At 46.5% G+C, this 23,173-nt stretch carries 21 protein-coding genes; 2 read left to right on the top strand and 19 right to left on the bottom strand.

Translation table 11 applies throughout. The annotated features are described in order from the left end of the window. Positions 1–18 precede the first annotated feature (18 nt). From ACK8OT_RS07225 to ACK8OT_RS07175, 11 genes are all read right to left on the bottom strand, one after another. Complete coding sequence (locus tag ACK8OT_RS07225; RefSeq protein ID WP_410195825.1) at positions 19–1,425, bottom strand: hypothetical protein; 1,407 nt, start codon at positions 1,423–1,425, stop codon at positions 19–21. A 117-nt stretch (positions 1,426–1,542) separates the two neighbouring features. Continuing rightward, a complete protein-coding gene (locus ACK8OT_RS07220; RefSeq protein ID WP_410195824.1) occupies positions 1,543–2,970 on the bottom strand; it encodes a hypothetical protein in 1,428 nt (475 codons plus the stop codon). 281 nt (positions 2,971–3,251) lie between these two features. Next, entirely contained in the window at positions 3,252–4,739 is a 1,488-nt protein-coding gene (locus ACK8OT_RS07215) for a hypothetical protein (protein WP_410195823.1), read from the bottom strand. Further along, positions 4,736–5,824: a hypothetical protein gene (locus ACK8OT_RS07210; RefSeq protein ID WP_410195822.1), complete on the bottom strand. Its 1,089-nt coding sequence runs from the start codon at positions 5,822–5,824 to the stop codon at positions 4,736–4,738. Before ACK8OT_RS07210 ends, ACK8OT_RS07215 begins: the two co-directional genes overlap by 4 nt. A 4-nt stretch (positions 5,825–5,828) precedes the next feature. Next, positions 5,829–6,041 carry a hypothetical protein gene (locus ACK8OT_RS07205; protein WP_410195821.1) on the bottom strand — a complete coding sequence of 71 codons (213 nt, stop codon included), beginning with the start codon at positions 6,039–6,041 and terminating at the stop codon, positions 5,829–5,831. Positions 6,042–6,052: 11 nt separating this feature from the next. Next, complete coding sequence (locus ACK8OT_RS07200; RefSeq protein WP_410195820.1) at positions 6,053–6,610, bottom strand: DUF4124 domain-containing protein; 558 nt, start codon at positions 6,608–6,610, stop codon at positions 6,053–6,055. Between the two features lie 265 nt (positions 6,611–6,875). Beyond that, positions 6,876–7,385, bottom strand: coding sequence for a GDYXXLXY domain-containing protein (locus ACK8OT_RS07195; RefSeq protein WP_410195819.1), 510 nt, complete (start codon positions 7,383–7,385; stop codon positions 6,876–6,878). Further along, complete coding sequence (locus ACK8OT_RS07190; RefSeq protein WP_410195818.1) at positions 7,382–8,491, bottom strand: DUF4401 domain-containing protein; 1,110 nt, start codon at positions 8,489–8,491, stop codon at positions 7,382–7,384. Before ACK8OT_RS07190 ends, ACK8OT_RS07195 begins: the two co-directional genes overlap by 4 nt. Continuing rightward, positions 8,481–9,524: a DUF2157 domain-containing protein gene (locus ACK8OT_RS07185; protein ID WP_410195817.1), complete on the bottom strand. Its 1,044-nt coding sequence runs from the start codon at positions 9,522–9,524 to the stop codon at positions 8,481–8,483. Before ACK8OT_RS07185 ends, ACK8OT_RS07190 begins: the two co-directional genes overlap by 11 nt. A gap of 171 nt (positions 9,525–9,695) precedes the next feature. Further along, complete coding sequence (locus ACK8OT_RS07180; RefSeq protein ID WP_410195816.1) at positions 9,696–13,010, bottom strand: ImpA family metalloprotease; 3,315 nt, start codon at positions 13,008–13,010, stop codon at positions 9,696–9,698. A gap of 164 nt (positions 13,011–13,174) precedes the next feature. After that, the gene (locus ACK8OT_RS07175; protein WP_410195815.1) at positions 13,175–13,486 is read right to left on the bottom strand and encodes a hypothetical protein; all 312 of its coding nucleotides are present in this window, start codon (positions 13,484–13,486) and stop codon (positions 13,175–13,177) included. A 134-nt stretch (positions 13,487–13,620) separates the two neighbouring features. On the opposite strand from ACK8OT_RS07175, the gene ACK8OT_RS07170 reads away from it, so the two are divergent. Then, complete coding sequence (locus ACK8OT_RS07170) at positions 13,621–14,040, top strand: hypothetical protein (protein WP_410195814.1); 420 nt, start codon at positions 13,621–13,623, stop codon at positions 14,038–14,040. Between the two features lie 25 nt (positions 14,041–14,065). On the opposite strand, the gene ACK8OT_RS07165 is transcribed toward ACK8OT_RS07170, so the two are convergent. The 3 genes from ACK8OT_RS07165 to bufA2 all read right to left on the bottom strand — a co-directional run bounded on the left by ACK8OT_RS07165 (position 14,066) and on the right by bufA2 (position 16,266). Then, complete coding sequence (locus ACK8OT_RS07165; RefSeq protein WP_410195813.1) at positions 14,066–14,860, bottom strand: HvfC/BufC family peptide modification chaperone; 795 nt, start codon at positions 14,858–14,860, stop codon at positions 14,066–14,068. Further along, on the bottom strand, positions 14,860–15,738 hold the full coding sequence (gene bufB / locus ACK8OT_RS07160) for an MNIO family bufferin maturase (RefSeq protein ID WP_410195812.1): 879 nt from the start codon (positions 15,736–15,738) through the stop codon (positions 14,860–14,862). Before bufB ends, ACK8OT_RS07165 begins: the two co-directional genes overlap by 1 nt. 72 nt (positions 15,739–15,810) lie before the next feature. After that, positions 15,811–16,266: a BufA2 family periplasmic bufferin-type metallophore gene (gene bufA2 / locus ACK8OT_RS07155; protein WP_410195811.1), complete on the bottom strand. Its 456-nt coding sequence runs from the start codon at positions 16,264–16,266 to the stop codon at positions 15,811–15,813. A 321-nt stretch (positions 16,267–16,587) separates the two neighbouring features. On the opposite strand from bufA2, the gene ACK8OT_RS07150 reads away from it, so the two are divergent. After that, a complete protein-coding gene (locus ACK8OT_RS07150; RefSeq protein WP_410195810.1) occupies positions 16,588–17,400 on the top strand; it encodes an HDOD domain-containing protein in 813 nt (270 codons plus the stop codon). Position 17,401: 1 nt separating this feature from the next. Here the strand turns inward: ACK8OT_RS07150 and ACK8OT_RS07145 are convergent, their stop codons facing one another. The 5 genes from ACK8OT_RS07145 to ACK8OT_RS07125 form a co-directional block, all read right to left on the bottom strand. Next, the gene (locus ACK8OT_RS07145; RefSeq protein WP_410195809.1) at positions 17,402–18,238 is read right to left on the bottom strand and encodes a class I SAM-dependent methyltransferase; all 837 of its coding nucleotides are present in this window, start codon (positions 18,236–18,238) and stop codon (positions 17,402–17,404) included. Positions 18,239–18,323: 85 nt separating this feature from the next. After that, positions 18,324–19,379: a protein-glutamate methylesterase/protein-glutamine glutaminase gene (locus ACK8OT_RS07140; protein ID WP_410195808.1), complete on the bottom strand. Its 1,056-nt coding sequence runs from the start codon at positions 19,377–19,379 to the stop codon at positions 18,324–18,326. Then, entirely contained in the window at positions 19,372–19,989 is a 618-nt protein-coding gene (gene cheD, locus ACK8OT_RS07135; protein ID WP_410195807.1) for a chemoreceptor glutamine deamidase CheD, read from the bottom strand. Before cheD ends, ACK8OT_RS07140 begins: the two co-directional genes overlap by 8 nt. Next, positions 19,979–20,830, bottom strand: a complete 852-nt coding sequence (locus ACK8OT_RS07130; protein ID WP_410195806.1) for a CheR family methyltransferase — start codon at positions 20,828–20,830, stop codon at positions 19,979–19,981. Before ACK8OT_RS07130 ends, cheD begins: the two co-directional genes overlap by 11 nt. A 17-nt stretch (positions 20,831–20,847) precedes the next feature. Then, positions 20,848–23,172, bottom strand: coding sequence for a methyl-accepting chemotaxis protein (locus tag ACK8OT_RS07125; protein WP_410195805.1), 2,325 nt, complete (start codon positions 23,170–23,172; stop codon positions 20,848–20,850). Position 23,173 lies beyond the last annotated feature (1 nt).

The following is a 23,173-nucleotide window of genomic DNA, read 5'->3' as shown; positions in this document are numbered from 1 at the left end:
TATGGCAGAGCCTTAGCATTAATAGATAAGAGGACGGTAGCTGTTATCCCATCGATTACCGTTTCGTATCAACTTCAGGTTGTAGGTTTGTTTTTTCTCGTTATAAACTGGGGCGTCACGCAGTTTAAATTCCGCCTGAAAGTGGGCGAACATTTGCAGCAGCATTTGATGTTGGTTGTCGTCCCAATCTTGCCCTGAACAATCTAAACTTATCTTACCGCTAAAACGCCGACCATCGAGGGGTGGTAATTGTTCTTCATACCAAGATAGTTGCCTTTCATACCAATGATGAATTAACTCATATAGATAAGCGGTGAGGTGGCGTAGTTGGTCGGTAAAACTCGCTAGTGCCAGCGATAACTGCAGATCGTAACTGCTTTTTAAGAGATGAGGGTGCACTTGCACATAACTTGCCTCCACATCGTTGTAGTTCAATTCACCCGAGGCTAACTCATCAAGGCTAAAACTAATTAGACGGGCGCTAACTTCACCTTGGCAGCGGATCAAACTAAAAATATGTCCTTGGGCATAACCCCAAATGAACGCAAAATCTAAGCTAGGATCGCAAAATCTCGCCTTACCCAATAATAGGCCAGAAGGCACTTGATAAAGCCTGACCCAGCCCTCCCCCTTGCCGATTTCCTCAAAGACCAATAACAAACGAGCATCGTCAAATACGCCTTGATGATAACGAACGCCAGTCGGCGCATAGGCATCAATGTAAAACTCAATTTTGGTGCCCGTGGCCAGATCCAAAATACACTGTCGGCCATCCTTATCCCAAGAATGACGATAACGGTGTTGCCAAAGCCCAGAAGTTTGCATTTCAGCTAAGATGGCTTCATCGCCAAGGCTTCCCGTTGAAATGTCTACTGACGTTATCCTACGAGCATCTTTCGATTCAAGATACAATTTCTGCTCTAGTGCGCAATATTTTGAATAACAAGCTCCTAACTCCAAGCTCCAAATCACAGCGCCATCCGTGAGCGAGAGCCTAGCGAGTGAATAACCTTGTCCTAGGCTTCGCTCTACTATGACACTATCATCCAGCGCAGCAACAAAATAGATTTCGCCCCATGCAAATTCACGACACATATCATGGCTGAGAATAAAGGTTGGCCCTTCGCCTTTTTCGGTGATAACTAAGGTGTCGTTAACAATCAGTATGTACTTAGGCGTGATATGTACGGGCAAGTTACGCTCGCAGCGCTGCTGCTTGGCTTTATCCCACCACGACACACTGTGGTTGATTTGATCGTAAATAACCTCGTCAATTAAGGCGTGATAACTATCCATGACCACTTTATCAAGCATGACTGGACGAACTCGTTGCAAATCTAAATCCGGTAAGCTGTATTCGGCCGTAAAGTCGACTAGGTCCCCAGTAATAATAGATGCGTCATAACATACTATTTGTTTTTTCATGTTTGTTTCCTGTTAACGCCCTTAATTCCAGAGTTCACTCATCCCTGAGTTTGCTATCAAAGCAAAAGCTAAGGCCAATTGACGCTAACCCTAGCTTTTTGCTTGTTTTTACTGCAATTATTTTAACTTGGTAAATTTAACCGTTTTGGTTGCCACCGCGCCAGTATCATCTTCATAGGCATATAGGTTGAAGCTATATTCACCCGCGGGCCAATGTTTAGGCACATAAAAACTGGCCAATCCGCCGATGCCTTCCTGATACAAGTTAAGCCTTCTTGTCCCTGTATTGCTATAAACAAAACCATTTGGCCAAGTAATATTTTCACCATAACGGATATAAAATGGCTCGGTTGGCATAGGGTAACTAGGCGGTTCAACAAACCACACATCGCGGAAAAAGCTTATCTTGCCACCTTTAGCGGGCACAATTAAGTTGGTTTCGGGCGAATTGAGATCGGCGTTGATTAACACCTTAGTCACAGGGCTGATAAAATCCGATTGGTCCACTAGGTTGACGACCTTTAAGCCACCCGCCATGGTGTGAATACGCACATGAATATCGGGGGTTTGCAAGGATGGTAAGCTAGTGGGTACGCTCAGGTCGGCTGCTAACGCAGGGTTGGGCAAATAAACATCTAACACAAAATCTTGTAACTCTGGCGCAGGATTACCAAATTGATCAGTCCCTTGAAGTGGGTAGCCGTAGTAAAAGTGGTAGCCCAATAATAAGCCTTGCTGATTACGGTGCACACCTACCTTAAGCATGTCGTAGTCTAGGCTAGGATCGATTTGATAACTGTATTGACCTACTTTGAAGGTGATTTCAGGCGTGTGGTCCTCATACTCGGCGTCGGTGTCACTGCCATAGACCTTGGGCAATTGGGTTTCCCAAGTGATGGTGCCGCTGGCAATTTGCTGCTCACTCAGTGGCGGCTGGTTAGCAAATTCAACTATTGCTTCAAAGCCATAACTCACCTTGTCTTTACTATTTTGTTGCTCGCTGCCAACTTGGCTAAGCTCAGCAAAGTTATTGGTTTGTCGGTCTGGAAAATAAAGCTCCGCCCAATCATAACCCGGCTGATGACGATTTGGCCCAGTGACAGGATTAAGGCTAATGACACTGGGTAAGTCCTGCCCCTGCTGGGCACCATCGGCATCTGAAATAATGATATCCATGGCTTGAATACTGGTGCCATTAGCGCTGTAAAGGCGCTGGTTAGGCAAGATCACCAAATCACGGCGGCCATCGCCCATACCCCAGTGCAGATCTAGGTTAAATGGCAGATTAGCGGATGCGTTAACACGGTAGGTTTGCCCCGCTAAGGTGACTTCAACGTAGCTCTGTGGCGAGCTATCGATAAAATTACCGCTGTATTCGTTGGCAAACTGTTTTGGCGCAGCATCGTCATAAGACAATACCCCTTGCACAGGCTCACCGTTGGGGAATGCGCCAGAAAATGGCACTGTTACTTGTTTTGCTTGCACCGATGCGACCATGACTGCGGCAGCGATTAATGCGAATGATTGATGCACTGATTTATGCATTGTGATTCCCTTTGCTAATTCAATTATTGTGTTGGATTACCGTATGCCGTGTTACCTACTCCTCGTCACCTCGACATACTTGGGTGATAACCCTAAAAAATCAAAATGTGGTCAAACATAAACGAAAAAATTAATACTTAAGTTAAAGGGTATGGCAAATAGATACTGTATGAATAAGTAGCAAAACTTCGTTTTCAGGGATGAAAACGCAGAGCGAATAGGGACGTATGCACCGCGTTTTTGCGGATTATTCATACAATATGGCTTATCCAAAGCTCAGGTTACTTGAAAAACTGACGTTTAATTGGCTCATCTAAGGTGCGTAACCCAAAGGAGTACAACAGGTGATTGGGAAACCCCGGTGATATTTGTTTGAAGTGATAACCCATGCCACCACGTTGCCACTGGGTAGAGGGCTTATGCTTTCGGATCACGGCGATAACTAAGGGCGGATAACCAGCAAGCGGGCCCGCATTAAAAGTAAACGTAACCGTATCCTTGCCGTGTTGCGCCGTTACATAGTTAGGCAAAGCATCACTGGTTCGTAACGGAGTCAGATCAAGTGGCCATATTGGCTCCTCTTGGCCAACTTTTTGATGCTTAACTATGTATTGTAAACGAGCTTGCTGTAATGCCTTGTATAGAGAGCCGATGTAAGCTCCCACCGCATTGGCAGATTCTACATCTTGATAGCGCACTGTGCCTTGGCCAAGGTATTTAGTTAAACTCGTGAAAACCTGATCCCCCGGCTGGTAACCACTGCGAAACGCCAACATTTTGCCAAATACTTGCTGCTGCCATTGATCTATTTGCTTAGCAGCTAGCACAAAATGCGCTGAGGTTGGCAGGCTAACACCTTGCTGCTGTAAGTATTTTTGGTAGTTAATCCAAGTAAAAAAGTGATCTATTTCTTCACCTATCGCCGTTAACATGGCGGCTTGATAATTTGGCCTGAGTTCTTGTTCGGCTATGTAGTAAAAGCCTTGGTCGATGAATTCATTTAGCTCTTGCCACTCCGCCTGATAGGTAGCGACCAACTTGTCTTGCTCCGGGCTGGGGTATTGATGGCGACCTAGCTGCAGCTGCCGACTAATTTCAATGTATTGCTCTTGATATAAGTAGTTACCCAACAATTGATAACCCGTGACAGCACCAAACAATAAACAGAACACGGCAAATAAGGTTGAGCTTTGCCACAGCCGACGCGGGATCGCATCAGCAGCAAAATCACTGCGGTTAGGCAACAATAAACAAGTACCTAGACCAAACAGTCCAGATAACCCAAGCAGACTAAGGTAACCACTGTAGCCCTTTAACTTTACAAAGTGATACAACCCCTTGGTCATAACAAACACGGCTAGCAAGTAAGGTAGATAGCCAAAGTCTAGGTTTTCCATATCGAGCAAATGTGAGCCTAGCAAGGTGTCGTCAATAATGTAGGTAAACAGCAGTAAGCTTGTTGCCAGTGATAAATAACGCTGGGCTTTAAGGCCATCTTGGTTGGCTTGCTGCGGCGGGTTATCCAATTCTTGTTGGGTAACAAGCGTCGACTTTAATCCCAAATCGGCGAAGGTAGCTTGCCAAGTATCCGCTTCAATTTCGCTAAGTCCTTGGCGACAGAATACCTGTTGCTGGCTCAGCCAAGCATCACACTCGTGCTCACTTAGCTGCCATTCATTACGCAACTTAAGCCGCACATCTTCAGGCATAATACCGGGTAAACACTCCCCGCTGGCCAGAACACATAGTAAGCTGGAGGGCTCATTCATGCGACTTTTCCTGCCATCATCACCTGCATAAACAGCACGTTATCTAGCTCGGCTTGATTATGACAGCCCGCACTGATCGCGACATGGTTGCCTTCTACTTGCCACTGGCCTAGGGCAATCCCCTGCATATCGCGAACCACCCAAGCCGAGGTGGCATCATCTTGCTCGGTGACCTTAATCCCCACTATGCGCAGCAGTCGGCGTCCCAACGCGCCCAAGTGGGCAAAATAGTCAAAATCCATTAACTCATCACGCATTTCAGCAGCGAGCTCTGTGGCTTTTTCTTCCACTCCCCATTCAAACTCACAGCGATAAAGGGCAATGCCCGATTCATCGACAAAGTGCCAAATTTTGCCACCGCGCCAATGTCGCAGTTGCCCCAGTAGGTGCCCTTGTTGGTCATACACTTGGTAAACCTGTTGCAACGGCGATTGCAACCATAAACTGCGACACCATAAGCGCTGAGATAAGGGCAAGGAATAAACTTGGTTAGCGTTGAATAAACTATTTAATAGCAGCATCAAGCCAAATAAAATAAATAACCCGATAGCCGTCGCCAAACCAGCTGGCAAAGCACTAAACAAGTGCGTTTTCATGGCGTGCTGCATCACGTAATAGCTGGCTAGCATTGCCAATAAGGCGGCACCTGCTTCACTAAAGCCTGATGTTTTGCGGCTTAAACTAAACGCTTGGTTATTTTGGCTGTCGATCAATTTGTAATCTGCCGAACGGTTAAAAATCAGCGCTTTGATATCACCGTATTCCAGCCTAAGTTCAGCCTGATAAATACTGCGCAACATGGCGTCTTCGAGGCCTAATTGTTGACGAAAAAACGGCTGGATCAACTTATCCTTTGGGCTGTAAATAATGTCACTGTGCAAACCAAGTTGCTGTAACTTTTGCTGAGTGGCGACTAATTTTGCCTGTTCAGCACTACGTCGGAGCACCTTGCGCTGCGGCGCGAGTAGTGCGCTGGCTTTTGACTCGCTGATGCTAAGCTCATCCACCAGCGCAAATTTTACCTCAGCTAATTCGCGCCCTTTTACCAAGCGACCATGGCTAATCAGTAAGTATTCACAATCCATCTACTTATTGCTCATGCTGCTCAAGACGGTGTTGAATCACCAGCAAAGCGATTACCGCCACTATGATGCAGGCTAAGGGCCAAACGGGCGCTTGGTCTAACGCCGTGAGATAGACTGAGCCAATACAGTTCGCTACACCAAACGCTAAAAAGCCATAACTTATCCAAGTGACGATTCTTAGGCGTTTTTTGTACTTTATAAAGACCATCTCACTCATGCAAACTCACCCTACATCCCCGTTAAACGGCTAGCATAAGCACAATAAATAAAATCTTCGGGATCTTTTAAATCAGCCAAACAATCAATACCGATACGACTGCCACCGCCCTTGGTATAGCTGTCAACGCAACTCGTTTTCGCTTTATTGATCTTATTCACCGCATCTTGGTATTTAGCCTCAAACTCATTTTCTTTCATACCTTTACGCATATGAGCTTCTTTAGCGCGCTGCTTATAAGCGGCCAAACCTGCGGTCATATTTTTAATTGCGCTGTAGCATTGCGTTGCCGGATCTTTACCGCGAGAGGGCTTTTCTGTTTCGGACTGACTTAAGCTGGTGTAGGTCGGTTTTTTCGCCACACCGCGATAATTTCCAGAAGGGAGGTCTTCGGTCACCGACACTTGGTTTACATTATGTTTGTCATTTACGACGCTGGCCGGAGTGCTATCGCTGTAGTGGGTGACACCATTTTCATCAACCCATTTATATACTTTTTTAGCCATACTTGGTGCACTGATTAGCACTGACAGCACCACTAAACCTGCCCACTTTTGCCATCTGTTCATGGTCAACATCCTTATCTTTTCCTAGCCCACACCCTGACTTGGCGCTAGGGAATCGCAAAATCGGTTATATTATTGGTAAAAAAAAGCTCAAAGTACAATCATGTTTTAAGAAGTTTGACTGAGTCCGCGCCTAGCGACTATAAACCCAATAGGACATGAGAAGGGTTAATTAAAATTTGTGCTCTACAACATATTGAATGGCATATAAATTCGGATATTGAAATGGATTATTGCAGCCTATTGGCATTAGGCTGCGATAAATTCATTAAAGCGGCGTGAGATCATCGGCTAACAATTTATCAAGCAACAGCTCTCCCTTGCCATTAACCCGAAACTCACCGTATTTGGCTGCTTCATAGCGCTCGCCATGCCCTTCTTGGAAAAAATATGCGTTGGTAGCGAGTTTGACTTTATGGCCGCGAATTCGCACTTGTAACAACAGCTCTCCATTCGCGGGATCTCGCTTTTGATACTCTGGCACCAGCTCGATAAAACGACCGATGCTTTGTTGGTTAAGCTTCACTCGAACATAGGCATTTAGGTTTTCGGCATCGGCGCTGGCGCGGATCTCCCTTAAGATCTGATAGTTCAGCGTCATATAATCGCCTTGCATTAACGAGCGAGGATCAACGGGCGCGAGTTCCAAACGCACGATATCGCCTTGCGCCAGCCATTTTTCTCGCTGCACTATATCCCAGTTAACGAATGCCAGCAGCGCTATGGTTAGGCCGATGACGATGGCGATACTGCGGCTTGCTTGCGGTTTTGCTTTCATTTCGCCTCCATCATTGGCGACTCATCTCGCTTAGTTAAATGCTGGCTAAATAGCTTGCTCACCGCCCAGCGCACTAAGAGTAAGAAAATCCCTAACGCCGTTAACAGCAGCGACTTTTCAAGTAAGCTCACACTTAACGAATAGTAATAACTAGCAATAAACAGCGGTATGCTGACGATTGCTAATGCCGATAGCACTTTATCTTGACGCTGTAGTCCCAACAGTAAGAATAGCGCAGCACTGCTTAGTCCAGCTAAGGGAATCGACATTAACCCAAGCAGTAACACACTGCCCATGGCAACCATACCCACCTTAGATGATAGGGCTTGTTGCTGCTCGGATAAGATTTGTCGCACTACTAATAGACTCGCTAACACGCTTAATGACCAAGGCAGCAGTGATGACCAAAGGGAAAACTGGGCTAAGGTAGTGGCGAAAAAATCGAGCTCGTTCAAGCCCAGACTTAACAAGCATTGAGCCAATAAAGTCCAGCTAGCAAAGGCGTAAACCAAGGTAGTTAGACGGCCATAATGCGCCCCCAGCTTGCCGAGGTTAAGGCTAAGTAACAAGGCGAGAAACAAAATCACCAGTGGCATAAGGCTCAGCCAATGCCATTGATATAAAATGCCGCTAATACAAGCCGCAATCCCCACCCCATTTAAAAATATGTTTAAACGATTATTAATAAAGTAGGTATGGGTCATCAGCAGCACGGCAAACAGGGTAAACCAAATCAATTCATGGCGATAATCTAATAACGCCGCTAAGCCCCAACCAATACCCAGTAAGCCGCTTAAACCAAATACCATGGCAAACTGAGCCACGAACACTTTTTGTACCTTGGCATTGCGATCTAACACTACCCCGAAAACAACAAATATCGACGCAAAGACTATAATGCCATGCTCTAGGGCATCGCTAACCAGCAGCGCCAAAAAACTGCCCATAAAGCCCAATAAAAACAAGGCCGCTACCCAACCAGCAAAACCCTGCAAAATACCTAAATACCAAGGCGGCATAGCAAGTTCAGCGGGCATTGCAGTGTCTTTATTCACACACTCAGCTTGTTGTAGCTTTTGCCATAAGGAAGCAGCATTAGACTCCATTAGCTTCTCCTTCCTCATCGTCTTCCTTGGGCTGCAACGGCAACCACTGAGCTCGGATCTTAGTTAACCATACCGATACCGCCGCGGTGGCCATAACGATATACATGGCAATAAAAAAGAACACCCCAAACTCATCAAATGAGTCCAGCATATTCACCCCCAGCCAAACGGTACTCACCGCAATCGCGCTAAAACATACTAAAGCGAGCGGCAACAATTGATGCAATACCCAGCGCGCTAAGGCAAATACAGCACAGGCATAAACAAAATAGTAAACAAACGAAGATGAGGCGCTTATTTCGAGCGCTTGCCAACAGCCGTAAACCGTCAGTGTTACCATCGCCACCAAAATACTCAGCGACTGACAAATTGGGGCATGCAAGCGTTGCCACTGATAGTGCTGCGCCGCTAACAAGCCAATATATAGCAAACCGTTAAAGGCGCTGATAAACACTAAGGTAAAGACATCAGCGTCAAACCAGCCCCAAGCTTGCGGCCAAGTATGAAAGTACAAAGCCATCGATAAATTAACCAGCGCTAACAGCTTTAGCCACAACAGATCAAAGCCACCTAATAATGCCAATGGCACTAAACACAGGGACCAAATAGCAAATAATTGCCAAGGATCGGCGCCCGTCTGATAGGTTTGCCCCACTAAGGCCAATAGGGCACCGATCATCAAACTTAACCCCAATAAACAGGCATTGGCCTTGGAAGGCCCCATCCCCGCAGGGTTTTGCTCACGCTCGCGCCAACGCAGCCCAGCGTAAGCCAACATGCAGGCCAGCAATAGCGCCTGAACCAAAGCAAACTTGCCAAACTTATCGAGATCTTGCCAGTTAAAAGCGAAAAAGATGATTACGCCAGCGCCTATGAATAATACGCCAAGCCAAAGTAATAATTGTTCGATGGTTTCACGCCAAGCCACAGCTGGCTCAGCCTCTGCCGCCAGCGCTAACGCCTTAGGCATCTGCTCGGGTTTAAGCTCACCTTGTTGATACCAAGTCCATACTTGATCTCGTAACTTACTCATTTCCTTGCCTTCTCTGACCAACACAGCCAGTTTCATCATAGTCTTTATTAGGCTATTTTGTAACAAGTCTCTCGAGTAGATTTGGATAAAATGGTTTGCCCCTTTGAGGCTAATGGTAAGTTGAGTAAAGCTAGATTGGCTAGCCCTACTCAATCACTCAACATTATGACGCTAGAGGGCACAATCTGCTGGCGAGCTGTTATCCCTTGGCCAGCGCGCGGTTGGGTTGGTTAAATCAAGAGTGATAAAGTCGAGCCCCTCACTCATGTTCGCAGGCGGCAAGTCGGTTTCCAGCACATACATGCCGGGCGTCACATTACCTTGACTAGCATTGCTGGCCGCTTGATTGGCGGCAAGGTCGCTATAGCGTAAACCAAACATATCAAAATAGCCTTGCCAGTTGCGCGCGGTTATATAACTGAGCGCCACCAGCATAAAGTCGTTGCCGGGAATTTGCGACACATTACGCCCGCCGTAAATGGCATCGCCGCTGTAAGCAAACTGGCTAAACCCTAGGCTGGCTTTTTGTGCATCCCATGTGGCTTGATCACGCGCGGCATCGGCAAAAATACGGCTGTATTGATACATCAAAGTAAACAAATGAAAGCCGTTGTCTAACTGGCTGCCATCGCGCAATACCGCCTTGTGATTTTGCAGTGCCAGTTGAATATAAAATGCCATGCGATAGCCATTGTGGGTGGCATAGGCATTGCTGGCCCATGGCCCTTCATAGCGGTCGCCAGAGTCTAACGCACGACAGCTACTACTTAACACCACGCGTTGATTTTGACTATCGGTTAACGCCAAGGCGTCTGACATAAACACATAAAACAAATCCTTATGGTTCATATGGCCATCGGTCAATGTGGTGGTTTGTAAATCACGCAGGTAATGGGCCCGCCACTTCACATAATATGGAAAGATGTTATTCGAGTTCTCCCCTGCTCTAGAGCCGTATTGGCTCCAGTCATTGTGTCCAGAAGCGGGGACATATTGCACATTAAGCCTGTTGGTTTGCAGGTTATGACCCAGTTCATGGTTGTCACCCCACCCGGTTGGCGAAATATTCCAGGCTGCATCCCAAGGGTTACCACTGCAGCCTGCGCCGCAATGGGCGTTTTGGTCATAGTTGGCATGTTGGATCAATTGTCTTGTGTGCAGCTGAGGGTCGATACAAGCTTGATTGCCAAATAACCCAGTACACGCCGCTAACACATCTGCGGGCAAAGACTCGGTTAAGGTTTTGCCTTGCACTTTAAGCCCAGCCAAGGTGTAAACCGCGCCTATGTGATCGTCTCGCACCGAGGTTAATAACGCCGCAACATCAGCAATGGCACCGCCGATTGCACCGGTAAATTTGTCGCGGCGCATGTGTTGCTCTGCCCCTTCACTGCGTAGATCCACATGGGGCAATTCGGTATTACTTAATAACTGCTCAAAGCGGCTAATTTGCGCCTGATCACTGGCATCTAAAATCGCAGGATGCTCGGCGATACCTTGGGCTTGTACTTGCACTCGATAAGGCGCTTCGCCACCTTGAATATAAAGGTATATCGGCCCACCATAGGGGCTACTAAAGGTGACGGTATTACCCGCTGTTAACGATAAGCGCGATTGCTCAAGCTCGAGTGGCGAATAGTAATTAGCACCATTAAACACTCGGTTGGTGTTAGCGCGGTGATAGTTTAGTTTTACTTTTACCGTGGCGCTGTTGCTATCGAGTCGTTGCAACTTAATGGTTTGACCCGGCAAGGCATACCAACCAGTTGTGGTCCATTGGCCTTGATAAGGCACTTCAACCCACTGGCTTTGTGTGGTGGTAGCCGGATAAGAGTAATGACTGGCTTGCCCTTTTTGCACCAAGCTTTTATCTACCACATATTGGCCCAAATCGGGTTGCGCCAGATTGTTGGCGCGCCCATAGCTCACCACCCAATCGGCGAACAAAGCCTGCGCAAATGCTTGAGGCTCGGCCAAGGTGATGGGGTAATCGATTTGCCCACGGTATTTATCGGCCAATAACAATGCGGTTTTGAGTAATCGATATTGGCTCGAAGTGGCATCTTTAAATACATCTATGCCCCAGCTATCCACCGCCATTGCTCCCCCCCGAAACCAATCGGCCGCGGCTTTGAAGGCGTTGCTAAAGTCACTATCAGAACAATTGATGTAGTTAGTCGCACAACCTGCCACTGTGTCCACCGCCACGCTGCCTTGCTGATAGTGAGCCAGTAAATCCGCAATCTTGATTAAGTCTTGATCGGCCACCAGCAGCTCATTGGGCTGTGCATTAACAACCTGATGTTTAGAGCAGTAATTACCGTAGGTTTGCAGCGCCATGTAGCGATACAAATCTTGGTTCATGGCGCTGGCTTGTCGGCGATAATTAATCACTAATAACGGAATTTGATTTTGCTTGGCAAACTCGATGGCGCTGGCGATCGGCTGATTGCCTCGGCCCTCGCGGTCAATATCACTGACGATGATCAGATCGGGCTGCTGGGCATCAATACAGCCCAGCAAGGCTTCGTAATCACAGCTATTTGCGGCATTGATTTGATGGCTATCTGGATAATGCAGTTGCAACCAATCGCGGATCCGTTCGTTATGGGGGAAATACCAGCTATCGGCGTTAGATGAAACGTGAGTTGTGATTATTTTTAGCGCCGGCTTGGCAGTGCTTCGTGGCGTAGCGCTGCCTTGGGTTAACCAGCCTAGTAAGTTAGTTAACACTTGATCGGTTTCGGCACTAGTATTAACCGAAAATAAATTGGCGGCCATGGCGCTGTAGCGGTGGCCATTTTGCTCACCTAAGGCAATCAAGCCCGCTTGTGAAGCAGCGCCGCTGCCAGTTTGATTAGCTCGCAACACAATGGTGCTTTGGCTGGGATCAACCACACTAAAGGTAATACTGTCATGGCTAGGATACCAAGTTAAGGGCGTGGTAACACCTTGATAAATAGCGCTACTGCGTGACTGCTGCGTTTGTTGTAATTGACTGATTTGTTGCTGAGCAAAGGTCAGTATTTCGGCCTCGGTTGCCAGCGTATGATCACCTCGGTTTAAAGCCAGTTCAGCATTAGCGATAAATTCAGCGTTAATGACACAAGCCAGCTCGGCCTCAACCTGATATTGATTACCACTCAACTGACCAGCGCAACCCGTTACCTGAGCAAGTTGGTAACCCGCGTTAGCTTGGAGATCAAAGGTGGCTACACTGCCTTGAGCAATATCTATTTGAGTCGGTGAAATTTGTCCACCTTGGTTGACTTGAGTGCTAATCGTGACCACAGGCAAAGGCTCTGTGCTTGGCGTAACACTGGGCTCTATACTGGGACTAATACTAGGTGCAATACTTGGAAGTATTTCATTCCCTCCCTGATTCTCATTACCTGAATCATTACTGCCAGAGCCTCCGCCGCAAGCTGTTAGCCCCAACAATGCGATAGAGCAAGCCCCTACCTTTAGCAAATGATTCAATCCCACAACAGCCACCTAATACTTTTGCATTAAAGTTGGCGACTATAAGTGATCGGCCATAATTTTGTCAGTGAGTATTTAAAAAGCTGCAAGGTAACTCACACAGCGAAACAAGGAGACGGTTTAGGGCGTTATTATTTCAGCCGACAACGTGATCCTTGGCTAAAGGCTCATGCTATGTCCAAACGCGCGATCAGCCCCATTTCAAACCATGCCTGTAGCGCTGATAACACTTGTTGCGGCGCAACTTCGCCGTCAAAATAATCGAGCATTAATTCACATTGCTCAGCAAAGTTTTGGCCTTGAATAAAGCCTAATAACAGCGCGTGTTGATAGGGCGCAAGGGAAATAAACTCGGTTAATCGCGTGGCTCCGCGCCACAATAGCCAATGGCGCGTTGAGCTATAATCTGGCGCATCAGGGGCTTGCTCGACTTTAATGCTTTGCCACGCATCTACCGCATTACTTTGGCAGCTAAACAATTGCGATTGCCATCGCGTTTGAGCATAACTTGTGATCAAAAATCTAAGCAGTGCACAACAAAAAAATCAAATAATTGACAAAAATATAAAAAGAATAAAAAATAACTTCTTTAATTTACACTAAAGGAGTAGTCATGGTTCTAATGTTTTTTATGAAGGGATTTACCTTCATTAGTATTATTGTTGGCTTAGCTTTCTGTCTTATTCCAGCCTATATGGCTGAAAATCGAATGCGCAGTGGCCCAACGTGGTTCTTTTTAGCTTTGGTTTTCAGCCCTTTAATATGCATTATTATATTGGCTACCCTAGATACCAACTCCCCAGATCCAGAAGCTGCTGAAAAATATTCTCAAATCGGAAAGCTAAAAGCAGAGTTTATTCAACTGTATAATGCAAATGAATCCATTTTATCCAGCCATGACTATTTCAAAGATATTTGGCAAGGAGCAACAGGCATTAGAGCTTTTAATTATGAGCAACTCGATTCCGCGCTCAGAACAGCTAAAGAAGTGATCAGCGAAGCAAAAAGCAATCAATCCCCAGAGCAAGCTTAATAAGCCGTATTTGAGTAACTCACCACTAGGCTGAGACGAGCTCTAAACGCGCGATCAGCCCCATTTCAAACCATGCCTGTAGCGCTGATAACACTTGTTGCGGCGCAACTTCGCCGTCAAAATAATCGAGCATTAATTCACATTGCTCGGCAAAGTTTTGGCCTTGAATAAAGCCTAATAACAGCGCGTGTTGATAGGGCGCAAGGGAAATAAACTCGGTTAATCGCGTAGCTCCGCGCCACAATAGCCAGTGGCGCATTGAGCTATAATCTGGCGCGGCAGGGGCTTGCTCGGCTTTAATGCTTTGCCACGCTTCTACCGCATTACTTTGGCAACTAAATAATTGTAAGCTCGGATGAAATCGCAGCTGGCAAGCAGGCCATTTGGCTGCGGGAAGTTGCTGCAAATCGGCAAAGCTTAACCTTGGTGCATCGGGCGCATCAAAGGCATTTAATAAACGACGCTCAAAAGCGGCGATATCGGCAATGATAGGGTACTGAGCAAAAGGCGCTTGTTGAGTTAAAAACAATGGCAAATCATCGCAGTAATCGCGCAGAGATACCACCTTAGACGGATGTTGCTCGATATAAGCTGTCACCATTTGCTCAAATAGCTCATCGCCTAAGTAGCTCCCCAATGTTTCATGATCGGTTTCTATGGTTTCTCGCAGCCGCACCCGATAAGCATTGTGATAAATGGCCATGCGCGTATCCAGCGTTATCGCGCCTTGATCGACGATGTGAGGAGCCAATGCTGACGCCTCGCCGCTGTTGAGGTAATCCATAAAAGCAGATTGTAGTTGGCGTAAGGCGCGACTCATTAGCTCACCTTTGCGGGAGTGTTAAGCAAACGAGTTGTCAACTGCGGAAACTGTTTGAGCGCGATACTTGCTGCTTGTTGCAGCTCTTGCGCTAAAGCGGGGAACTCTGGAATATTGCCATCGCGCTCGATCATAGTGCTAACCAAGCCAAATCGCTGTAGTGCTTGCTGATACAAGTGCCACACTGGCTCGACGACATCTTGATCATGGGTATCAATCACATAGTCGCCATAATCACTGTGACCTGCGAGATGAAATTGCTGCACACGCTTGGGGTTAATTTTGTTTAAGTAAGCTAAAGGCTCAAAACCATGATTGCGCGCGCTAACATAAATATTGTTAATGTCGAGTAAGATTAAGCAGTCGGCTTGCTCTGCCACCGCATTTAAAAAATCCCATTCATCCATGCTTGAATCTTGATAAGACAAATAACTTGAAACATTTTCTAACAAGATCCTCCGGCCCAAAAAATCTTGCACTTGAGTGACGCGCTGAGCTACATGGTCAACCGTCTCTTGGGTATAAGGCAAGGGCAGTAAATCATGGCTGTTTTGACCGTGAACCGAAGTCCAACATAAATGATCTGAGATCCATTTAGGTTGCACCTCATTCGCCAACTTCTTCAGGGCTTTTAAGTAATCCATATTAAGCGGGTCTGTGCCGCCAATAGACATAGACACGCCGTGCATCACCAAAGGATATTGCTCGGCAATGGCATCAAGATAGTACTTTGGCTTGCCACCCGCGACCATGAAGTTTTCCGATAACACCTCAAACCAATCGACTTGAGGCTGATGCTGCAATACATGCTCAAAATGTGCGGTGCGTAAACCTAAACCAAAACCTAAAAAATCGCCTGTTAGCTGATGATTAGCCATGTTGTTCCTTTGCAATCAAAGTTAGCTTGCCTACACGAACTTCCGGCAGGCAAGCAAATCAGTGTAAGCTGACTAGGCTTTGGTTTTTCCGCCAATATCACTACACGATTTAGCTGATGTATTTACAAAACCATGACCTTTACAGCTAGCATGACCGGCGCAAGCATTGTCTGCGGTTTTACAATCATTATGGCCTTTACACATATTCACGCCATAACACTGCACTAATTCCGCCTTGTTAACTTGGCCTTGCCAATCATCTTTCACTTCACCGCCCACATCACCGCAAGCCTTACTGGGCATAGCAACAAAACCTTGGCCTTTACAGCTTGCCTTACCGGCACACGCATTATCCGCGGTTTTACAATCGTTATGCCCGCCGCAGCTATTTACCCCGTAGCAATGCACTAAATCCGTGCTATTGGCGCTGGCTTTGTCGGTACTACCTGCATGGGCCATTTGCGACATTCCCGCCATCGCCATGGCTAGTGCCGCTCCCGTGAATACATTCTGTGCTGTTTTATTCATGCTATTTTCCTTACTAGCTGTACCTGATATGCAATACAGCCTTAATGGATGATTCAAAAAGGCTGCTCTCTTCTACCCTACAACTAACAAAGAGAACTTAACCTTAACAATCCCGCAACAAGCAGGTAACCAAGTAGACCTGTGCGCAGACAAATTAATTTCGTCTTGGGGCAGAAATTTTTAGTGCAGCGCTTGGATAAGCTAAAGTTAACGATAAGGTAAGTGTGAGGTAAGGTTGCTTATAATGACTTAGTTGTTGTTAATATGAGTTTAAATAACCATAACGCCGCGAATAAGCAAGACACAAAATAGAGGTTAATCATGGCTGTAAATCTGAGTACAAAAGAAAAGCGCGTGTTATCGGAGCTGATTATTCCTGCAAGACCCGATACCTTGGTAAAGCTACTAGAAGAAGCAGATAAACCTGAGCCAAACCTAACTGAAATAGCGAAACTAATTGCATCGGATTTGGCTATTTCAAGCGTTATCCTACAGTTAGTTAACTCGGCAGAAGCCATGCTGTGCAATAAAGTCACCTCGGTGCAAAAAGCCGTTCTGATCCTAGGCCTAGCGCGAACCCTGCCGCTTGTTAAAGCCATTGCCTTGCAAAATGCGTTTGAACAAAGCCCTGCCTTGGTCAGTTTTTGGCAACAAATTAATCAACTGAGTTTGACTTGTATTCGCATAGCTAAGCAATTAAATAAGCCACAATTAGCAGAAACCGCTTACATGCTGGGGATGTTTCATATGGCAGGCATACCTATGATGATCATCTCATTCGATAACTACGAAAAAGACATGTTACCGCAAGCAAAAAAAGCGGGCTGGCAAAGTTTATTGACTCATGAAAAAGACTATTATGGCTCAACTCACCCCACAGTCGCTGCGATGCTGGCACAGCGCTGGCAGTTGCCGCGTCAGTTAATTGAAATGATTTTCCATCAATATGATTTAGCCAGTCTCGCCCAGTCAAAGTACATAAATGCCACGGGCTTAGACCTAATATCGATCATCAAGCTTGCCCGCTATGCTTGCTTACCCGAAGGTGAAGCCGAACGGCAAGCCAGTGAGGCTTTCGTTTGTAACCATTTACAGCTCTCAGCCGAAGAGTTGGAGCAGTTACTTAATCCTTAAGCTAGATCCCCAAATCGGCCAACCAACGCTGATGATAACCTTGCAACTTTAAGTGGCGCTTGGACGTTAAATGTTCGCGCTGCTCTTGCTCTGAGTGAAATGGGCCAGCTTGACACAAATAGCAAGTATTTAAGCTATCGTCACGCTGTTGCGGCGGCGTTAGCTGCTTAGCCAGCTCGGCGGGTAATGGCCTTGTGTCCGCTTTATTGCGCCAAATATAAGTATAACTGGCGGTATCTTTGACAAATTTATCCCGGTCGACATTGCGCATTTGATAACCCGGAAAGTCAGCGAAAGAAAATGGCACCTTGCCTAAGCAAGCTAATTCTGTGTTTAAATGCAAGCTATGCTCTATATCCCACTCACTATAAGGTTTGACATCTTTTGAGCTGATGTAAATGAGACCCGCCCCTTTTGGATCCAGACCATAGCGCTGGGCGTGTTGTAAAAAGTTATGTAATAAACGGCGGTTTCGCAAATTGCTGTCTATCTTGCCATTGGCTTCAAACTCGGCTTTGCTGGTGTAACCCGGCACTAAAGGGAATTGAAAGATAATCAAATCAAAATGGTTGAGGAACTGCCCTTGATCTTGCCCTAGCTTCAACCAACTTTGTGGCTGGGTCACATCAAACAGCTCTGCCACAGTGATAGCAGCACGCTGCGCCATGGTGTGCAGCTTTTGCCAAAAATCATCACCGTATTTTTCTGCTAGCTCAGCGTGACTGTCATAGATACTGGCAAAGAGTTGGCGTGGTTGATACTGCGCAGCCAAAGCCGCAGAAAAGGACAAGTCGCCATCGCCAACGACCATAATGCGCCAATCTGGATCGATAAACATACACTTCTCGAGCAATCAAAAAGTGCATGGTACAAACTGATGCTGAGTGCATCAAGTAAACTCTGCTGCTAACTAAAAGTGATAGCTATACCCGATAGTCTTGGCCTAGCTGATTGATGGTACTCACTATGGTACCTGGAATATCTGACAAAGGAGCAATTCGAGCGACGCCACCAGCTTGGATCGCTGCTTTAGGCATACCAAAAATGACGCAGCTTGCTTCATCTTGAGCTAGGGTGATCCCACCTGCATGGGCCACATCTAGCATACCAATCGCGCCATCTTTACCCATTCCAGTCAAAATAACCGCTAAGGCATTTTGCCCAACAGCTTGGGCAACCGAGCGAAACATCACATCGACCGATGGCTTATGCCCTGTGACGCGCTCTCCATCACTGAGTTTTACACGATAATCCGCACCACTTCTCACTACCAATAAGTGCCGATCACCCGGTGCTATGTAAGCACAGCCGGGAAGCAAGCGCTCACCTTCTTCTGCTTCTTTAACCCGGATCGGACAATTTGCATCTAAGCGATTGGCAAAGGTTTTAGTAAATCCTGGCGGCATATGTTGAGTAATCACCATCGCAGGGGTATCCACCGGCAAACTTGATAGCACCGACATCAGTGCCTCTGTACCACCTGTACTGGCACCGATGGCAATAATTTTTTCTGACGTTTTAAATTTAAAGCTATAACTTGGCGAGGCCGCTTTGCGCTGCTTACGCTCTTGTATTTTAGCCTTTGCAACCTGCTTGATTTTAGCGACAATCTCATCGCGATATTGCTCGATACCGCTAGCAATATCTAACTTAGGCTTAGGAAAGTAATCTATCGCCCCCAACTCTAATGCCTTTAAGGTAACCTCAGCGCCCTGCTCGGTCAGGCTCGACACCATCAACACAGGAGTGGGTCTAGCCTTCATTAATCGGTCAAGAAAGGTCAAACCATCCACCTTAGGCATTTCAACATCTAAGGTGATCACATCTGGCCTGTAACTGTTCACCATGTCTTTGGCTACATAGGCATCAGGCGCAGCCCCTACTAGCATCAGCTCAGGATCTTGATTAATAATTTCACTGAGCAAACTGCGAATAAGCGCTGAGTCATCCACTACTAAAACTTTGATTCTATTAGTCATCAAATAACTCCACATCGCCCGCTTCTGGCTTCGCTTTTAGTTTCATTCGGTATTCGCTCTCACGATCCATAATGGTGCTGTTATGAATATTTTTAATTTTTCTGACCATAACCCTGCCCGAATCGGGAAAGAAATAAACCTTGCGCGGATACACATCAAGTAAATCACTGGCCAAAATGGGAATATGCTCGGTTTGTAAGTAGTCTTGTACAAACTCCGCATTACGCTCACCGACATTCACGGTCATGAATCCTTTCAACACATTACCACCACCAAAAACCTTAGCCTCTAGCCTATCGCGATGAGCGCCCAGCTTCAGTAAGTGGTTAATTAGGATTTCCATGGCATACACGCCATAACGACCGGATGCCGAGAATAAGTCATTCGGTTGGCTGTTATCTTGTGGTAACAAAAAATGATTCATGCCAGCAATGTTAAGAACGGGATCGCGTAAACACACTGACACACAAGATCCTAATACCGTCACGATTAAAGTATTTTGTTTGGTCGCAAAGTATTCTCCCGGCAAAATTTTCACCGCATCGCAACCAAAGTGGCGATCATAGTAACGATTTGGCGCCAAATGAGGGTTGTTAAGTTCAAACTCCATTGCTTAGCCCTCCCATCATATTTGGTCGGTACGTGGTTTTCCCTGCGGGCTTAACCAAATGGCTCGCGTGAGAAAAATTTTCCGAATGACCCGCTATATATAGACCGTTGTTCGGCAACAACTTAATCATCCGCTCCAAGATGGTTAATTGAGTCGGACGGTCAAAATAAATCATCACGTTACGACAGAAGATAATATTGATTGGCGCCTTTACCGACCAATTTGGCGACAGTAAGTTAAGTTGCCTAAACTCCACCATTGCACGCAGTTCGGGCACAACTTTGACATAACCAGCTCGGGGCCCCTTACCCTTAAAGAAAAATTGCTTACATCTTTGCTCTGGCAACCCCTTTATTCGATCAATCTGGTATATGCCCTGCTCTGCATGCCTGAGCACATTGCTGTCTATATCTGTGGCAATGATTTTAATTGGCGTATCAAAACGGCCAAAATGCTCGGCCACTACCATGGCGATGGAATAGGGCTCCTCGCCGGTGCTGCTGGCCGCGCACCAAATCTGCCGAGTTTCTGGGTGATGAGCGAGATATTGTTGCAACACGTCAAAATGATGCGGCTCACGAAAAAACGATGTCAGGTTTGTCGTTAGCGCATTGATAAATAGCTCTTCTTCAGCCGAATGCCGATTAAGGTAAGCCAGATAATCAGGAAAGGTGGTTAACCTTAGCGCTCTCAGTCTTCGAGCCAAACGACTGTAGACCATAGAGTCTTTACTATCAGCTAAACGGATCCCCGTCAGCTGATAGAGTAAAGATCTCACCGCCTCAAAGTCTGGTTTGCCATAATGAAACTCACGCTGATCCCCGCCTTCCCTGTTGCCCATCTAGTGCCCCTATTTGGCTAAAAGCTTTCCCATTCATCATCATCGGATTGAGCTGGTTTAATAGGCTTAATTGGCTGTTTAACCACGGTTTTAACCTCGTTAACAGGTGACTTTAATGCTGCCACTACCGGTTGCACCGCCGTCATACTTTGGTGAGAGTCATCCAACTTAAACTTGGTCACATTGCGCGCCATTTGCGCCGCTTGTGACAATAAGCTTTCGGCAGCGGCAGCCGCTTCCTCTACTAGGGCGGCATTTTGTTGAGTCATCTCATCCATTTGGTTAACGGCTTTACCTACTTCATCTAGCCCAGATGCTTGCTCGGCAGATGCAGCTGCAATTTCAGCCATGATATCGTTGACCCGTTTAATTGAGGTCACTATCTCTTTCATGGTATCGCCAGATTTACCTACTAGCTCGTTACCGTTATTGATTTTATTTACCGAGTCTGAAATCAGTGACTTGATGTCCTTCGCCGCATTGGCTGAGCGCTGCGCTAAGGTGCGTACCTCAGATGCCACCACGGCAAAACCTCGACCTTGCTCGCCAGCTCGGGCCGCTTCCACGGCGGCGTTGAGTGCCAAAATATTGGTTTGGAAGGCGATACCGTCTATCACCCCAATAATGTCGGAGATTTTTTGCGATGATTCATTAATCGAAGCCATGGTTGCCACTACCTGCTCAATTAGCTCTCCGCCATTGCCTGCCACTTCTGAGGCTTTTGCTGACAAGGTATTAGCCTGTTTCGCATTATCCGCATTTTGGCGTACGGTTCCGGTTAACTCTTCCATACTTGACGCAGTTTCTTCCAAACTGGAAGCTTGCTGCTCGGTCCGGCTTGATAAATCCGTATTCCCTTGTGAAATCTCACTGGCCGCAGTATTGATTGTTTCAGCGGCCAAGCGAATTTCACCGAGCATCTCGGCTAAATTTGCAGCCGTTTGATTACAGCCATCTTTAAGCTCTTCAAATGAACCTTGATATTGTGCGTCAACTCGCTCGGTTAAATCCCCTTGAGCAATGGCCTTTAAGACTCGGCTAATATCATTTAAACCACTTTCCGTGGTGCGCAGTAATGAATTAAGGCCTTCGGAAAGTTTAAGGAAGAAACCTTCTTTATTGTCTGTATCAATGTAGCCAGTAAAATCCCCTTGTGCAGCAGCGGTGACCACCGAGCTCACTTCGCTTTCAATCATCACTTCTTGGGTTCTGTCTAACCACTCCACTACCGAGCCAAGACGAGAGCCATCTTTGGCAAAAATAGGATTGGCCACCAGCCTGAAGTGACGCTTGCCAACCACAATATTACCGGTGTAGGCCTTGGTTAGTTTTGCTAGCAAGTCCATCTGGTGAGAGGGGTTTTTATGAAACACATCCATATTACTGCCGATAATTTTGTCGACGGAAAAATGCGGTAATACCGCACGTAAATCGGCTTCGGCTTCTCTCAGCATATTTTCAACCGACTTATTCATATAGATAATGTTTCGCTCTGAATCCGCTATCATGACATTGGTCGTTGTCGTATCAAGCGCCCCCAAAATACGGCTAAGCTCTTGCTCTGCAGCCACTTCTTTAGTTCGGTCAAGCCACTCAACCACTGAGCCTAGGCGCTCACCTTGGTCATCAAAAATCGGGTTGGCCAGTAACCGAAAGCTTCTACCGGCCACCACAATGTTACCAACATAGGTTTTTTCCAACGTAGCCAATAGTTTTCGTTGATGAGAGGGGTCTTTATGGAAGATATCCATATTACTGCCAATCAGTTGGTCAACATCAAAATGGGGCAACTCTTTACGTAAATCAGATTGAGCCTCGCGCAGCATGGCTTCAACCGCCTTATTCATAAAGATGATATTGCGATCCACATCGGCCACCATTACATTAGACGAAGTGGCGTCTAGGGCAGAGGTTAATCTTAAAGAAAGCAATTCATGGCGCTTAATTTCGGTTAAATCATGCCATTCGACCGATGTGCCAAGTGACTCTCCGCGCTCATCTTTTAATGGGTTCAAAACAAGCTTAAAACAGCGCCCCCCCACTTTAATTTCGGCGCGATGGGTATCGCTTAACTGGCTTAAGATACCTTTTTGGTGCTGCGGCTGACGATGAAAAATATCGATATTGCTGCCTAGCAAGGTCGCCACCGAGAACTGTGGCAAGTCTTTACGAATGTCCTCTTGCGCATCGGATAACATATTGATGACGGCTTTATTGGCGTACACTATGTTGCGCATCGCGTCGGCAATCATAAAGCAAGTTGAACTGTTATCTAAAGCCAAGCTAGCACGCTGTAACGCCAGTTGTTGTTGCGAGTTACCAAACCAAGTTGCAATTCCCATT

This window comes from Motilimonas thetidivivens (genome assembly GCF_046452435.1).
Taxonomy (GTDB): Bacteria; Pseudomonadota; Gammaproteobacteria; order Enterobacterales; family CBDFNC01; genus Motilimonas.
Note: the sequence above shows the minus strand (reverse complement) of the source record. Positions and strands in the feature narration are given on the sequence as shown.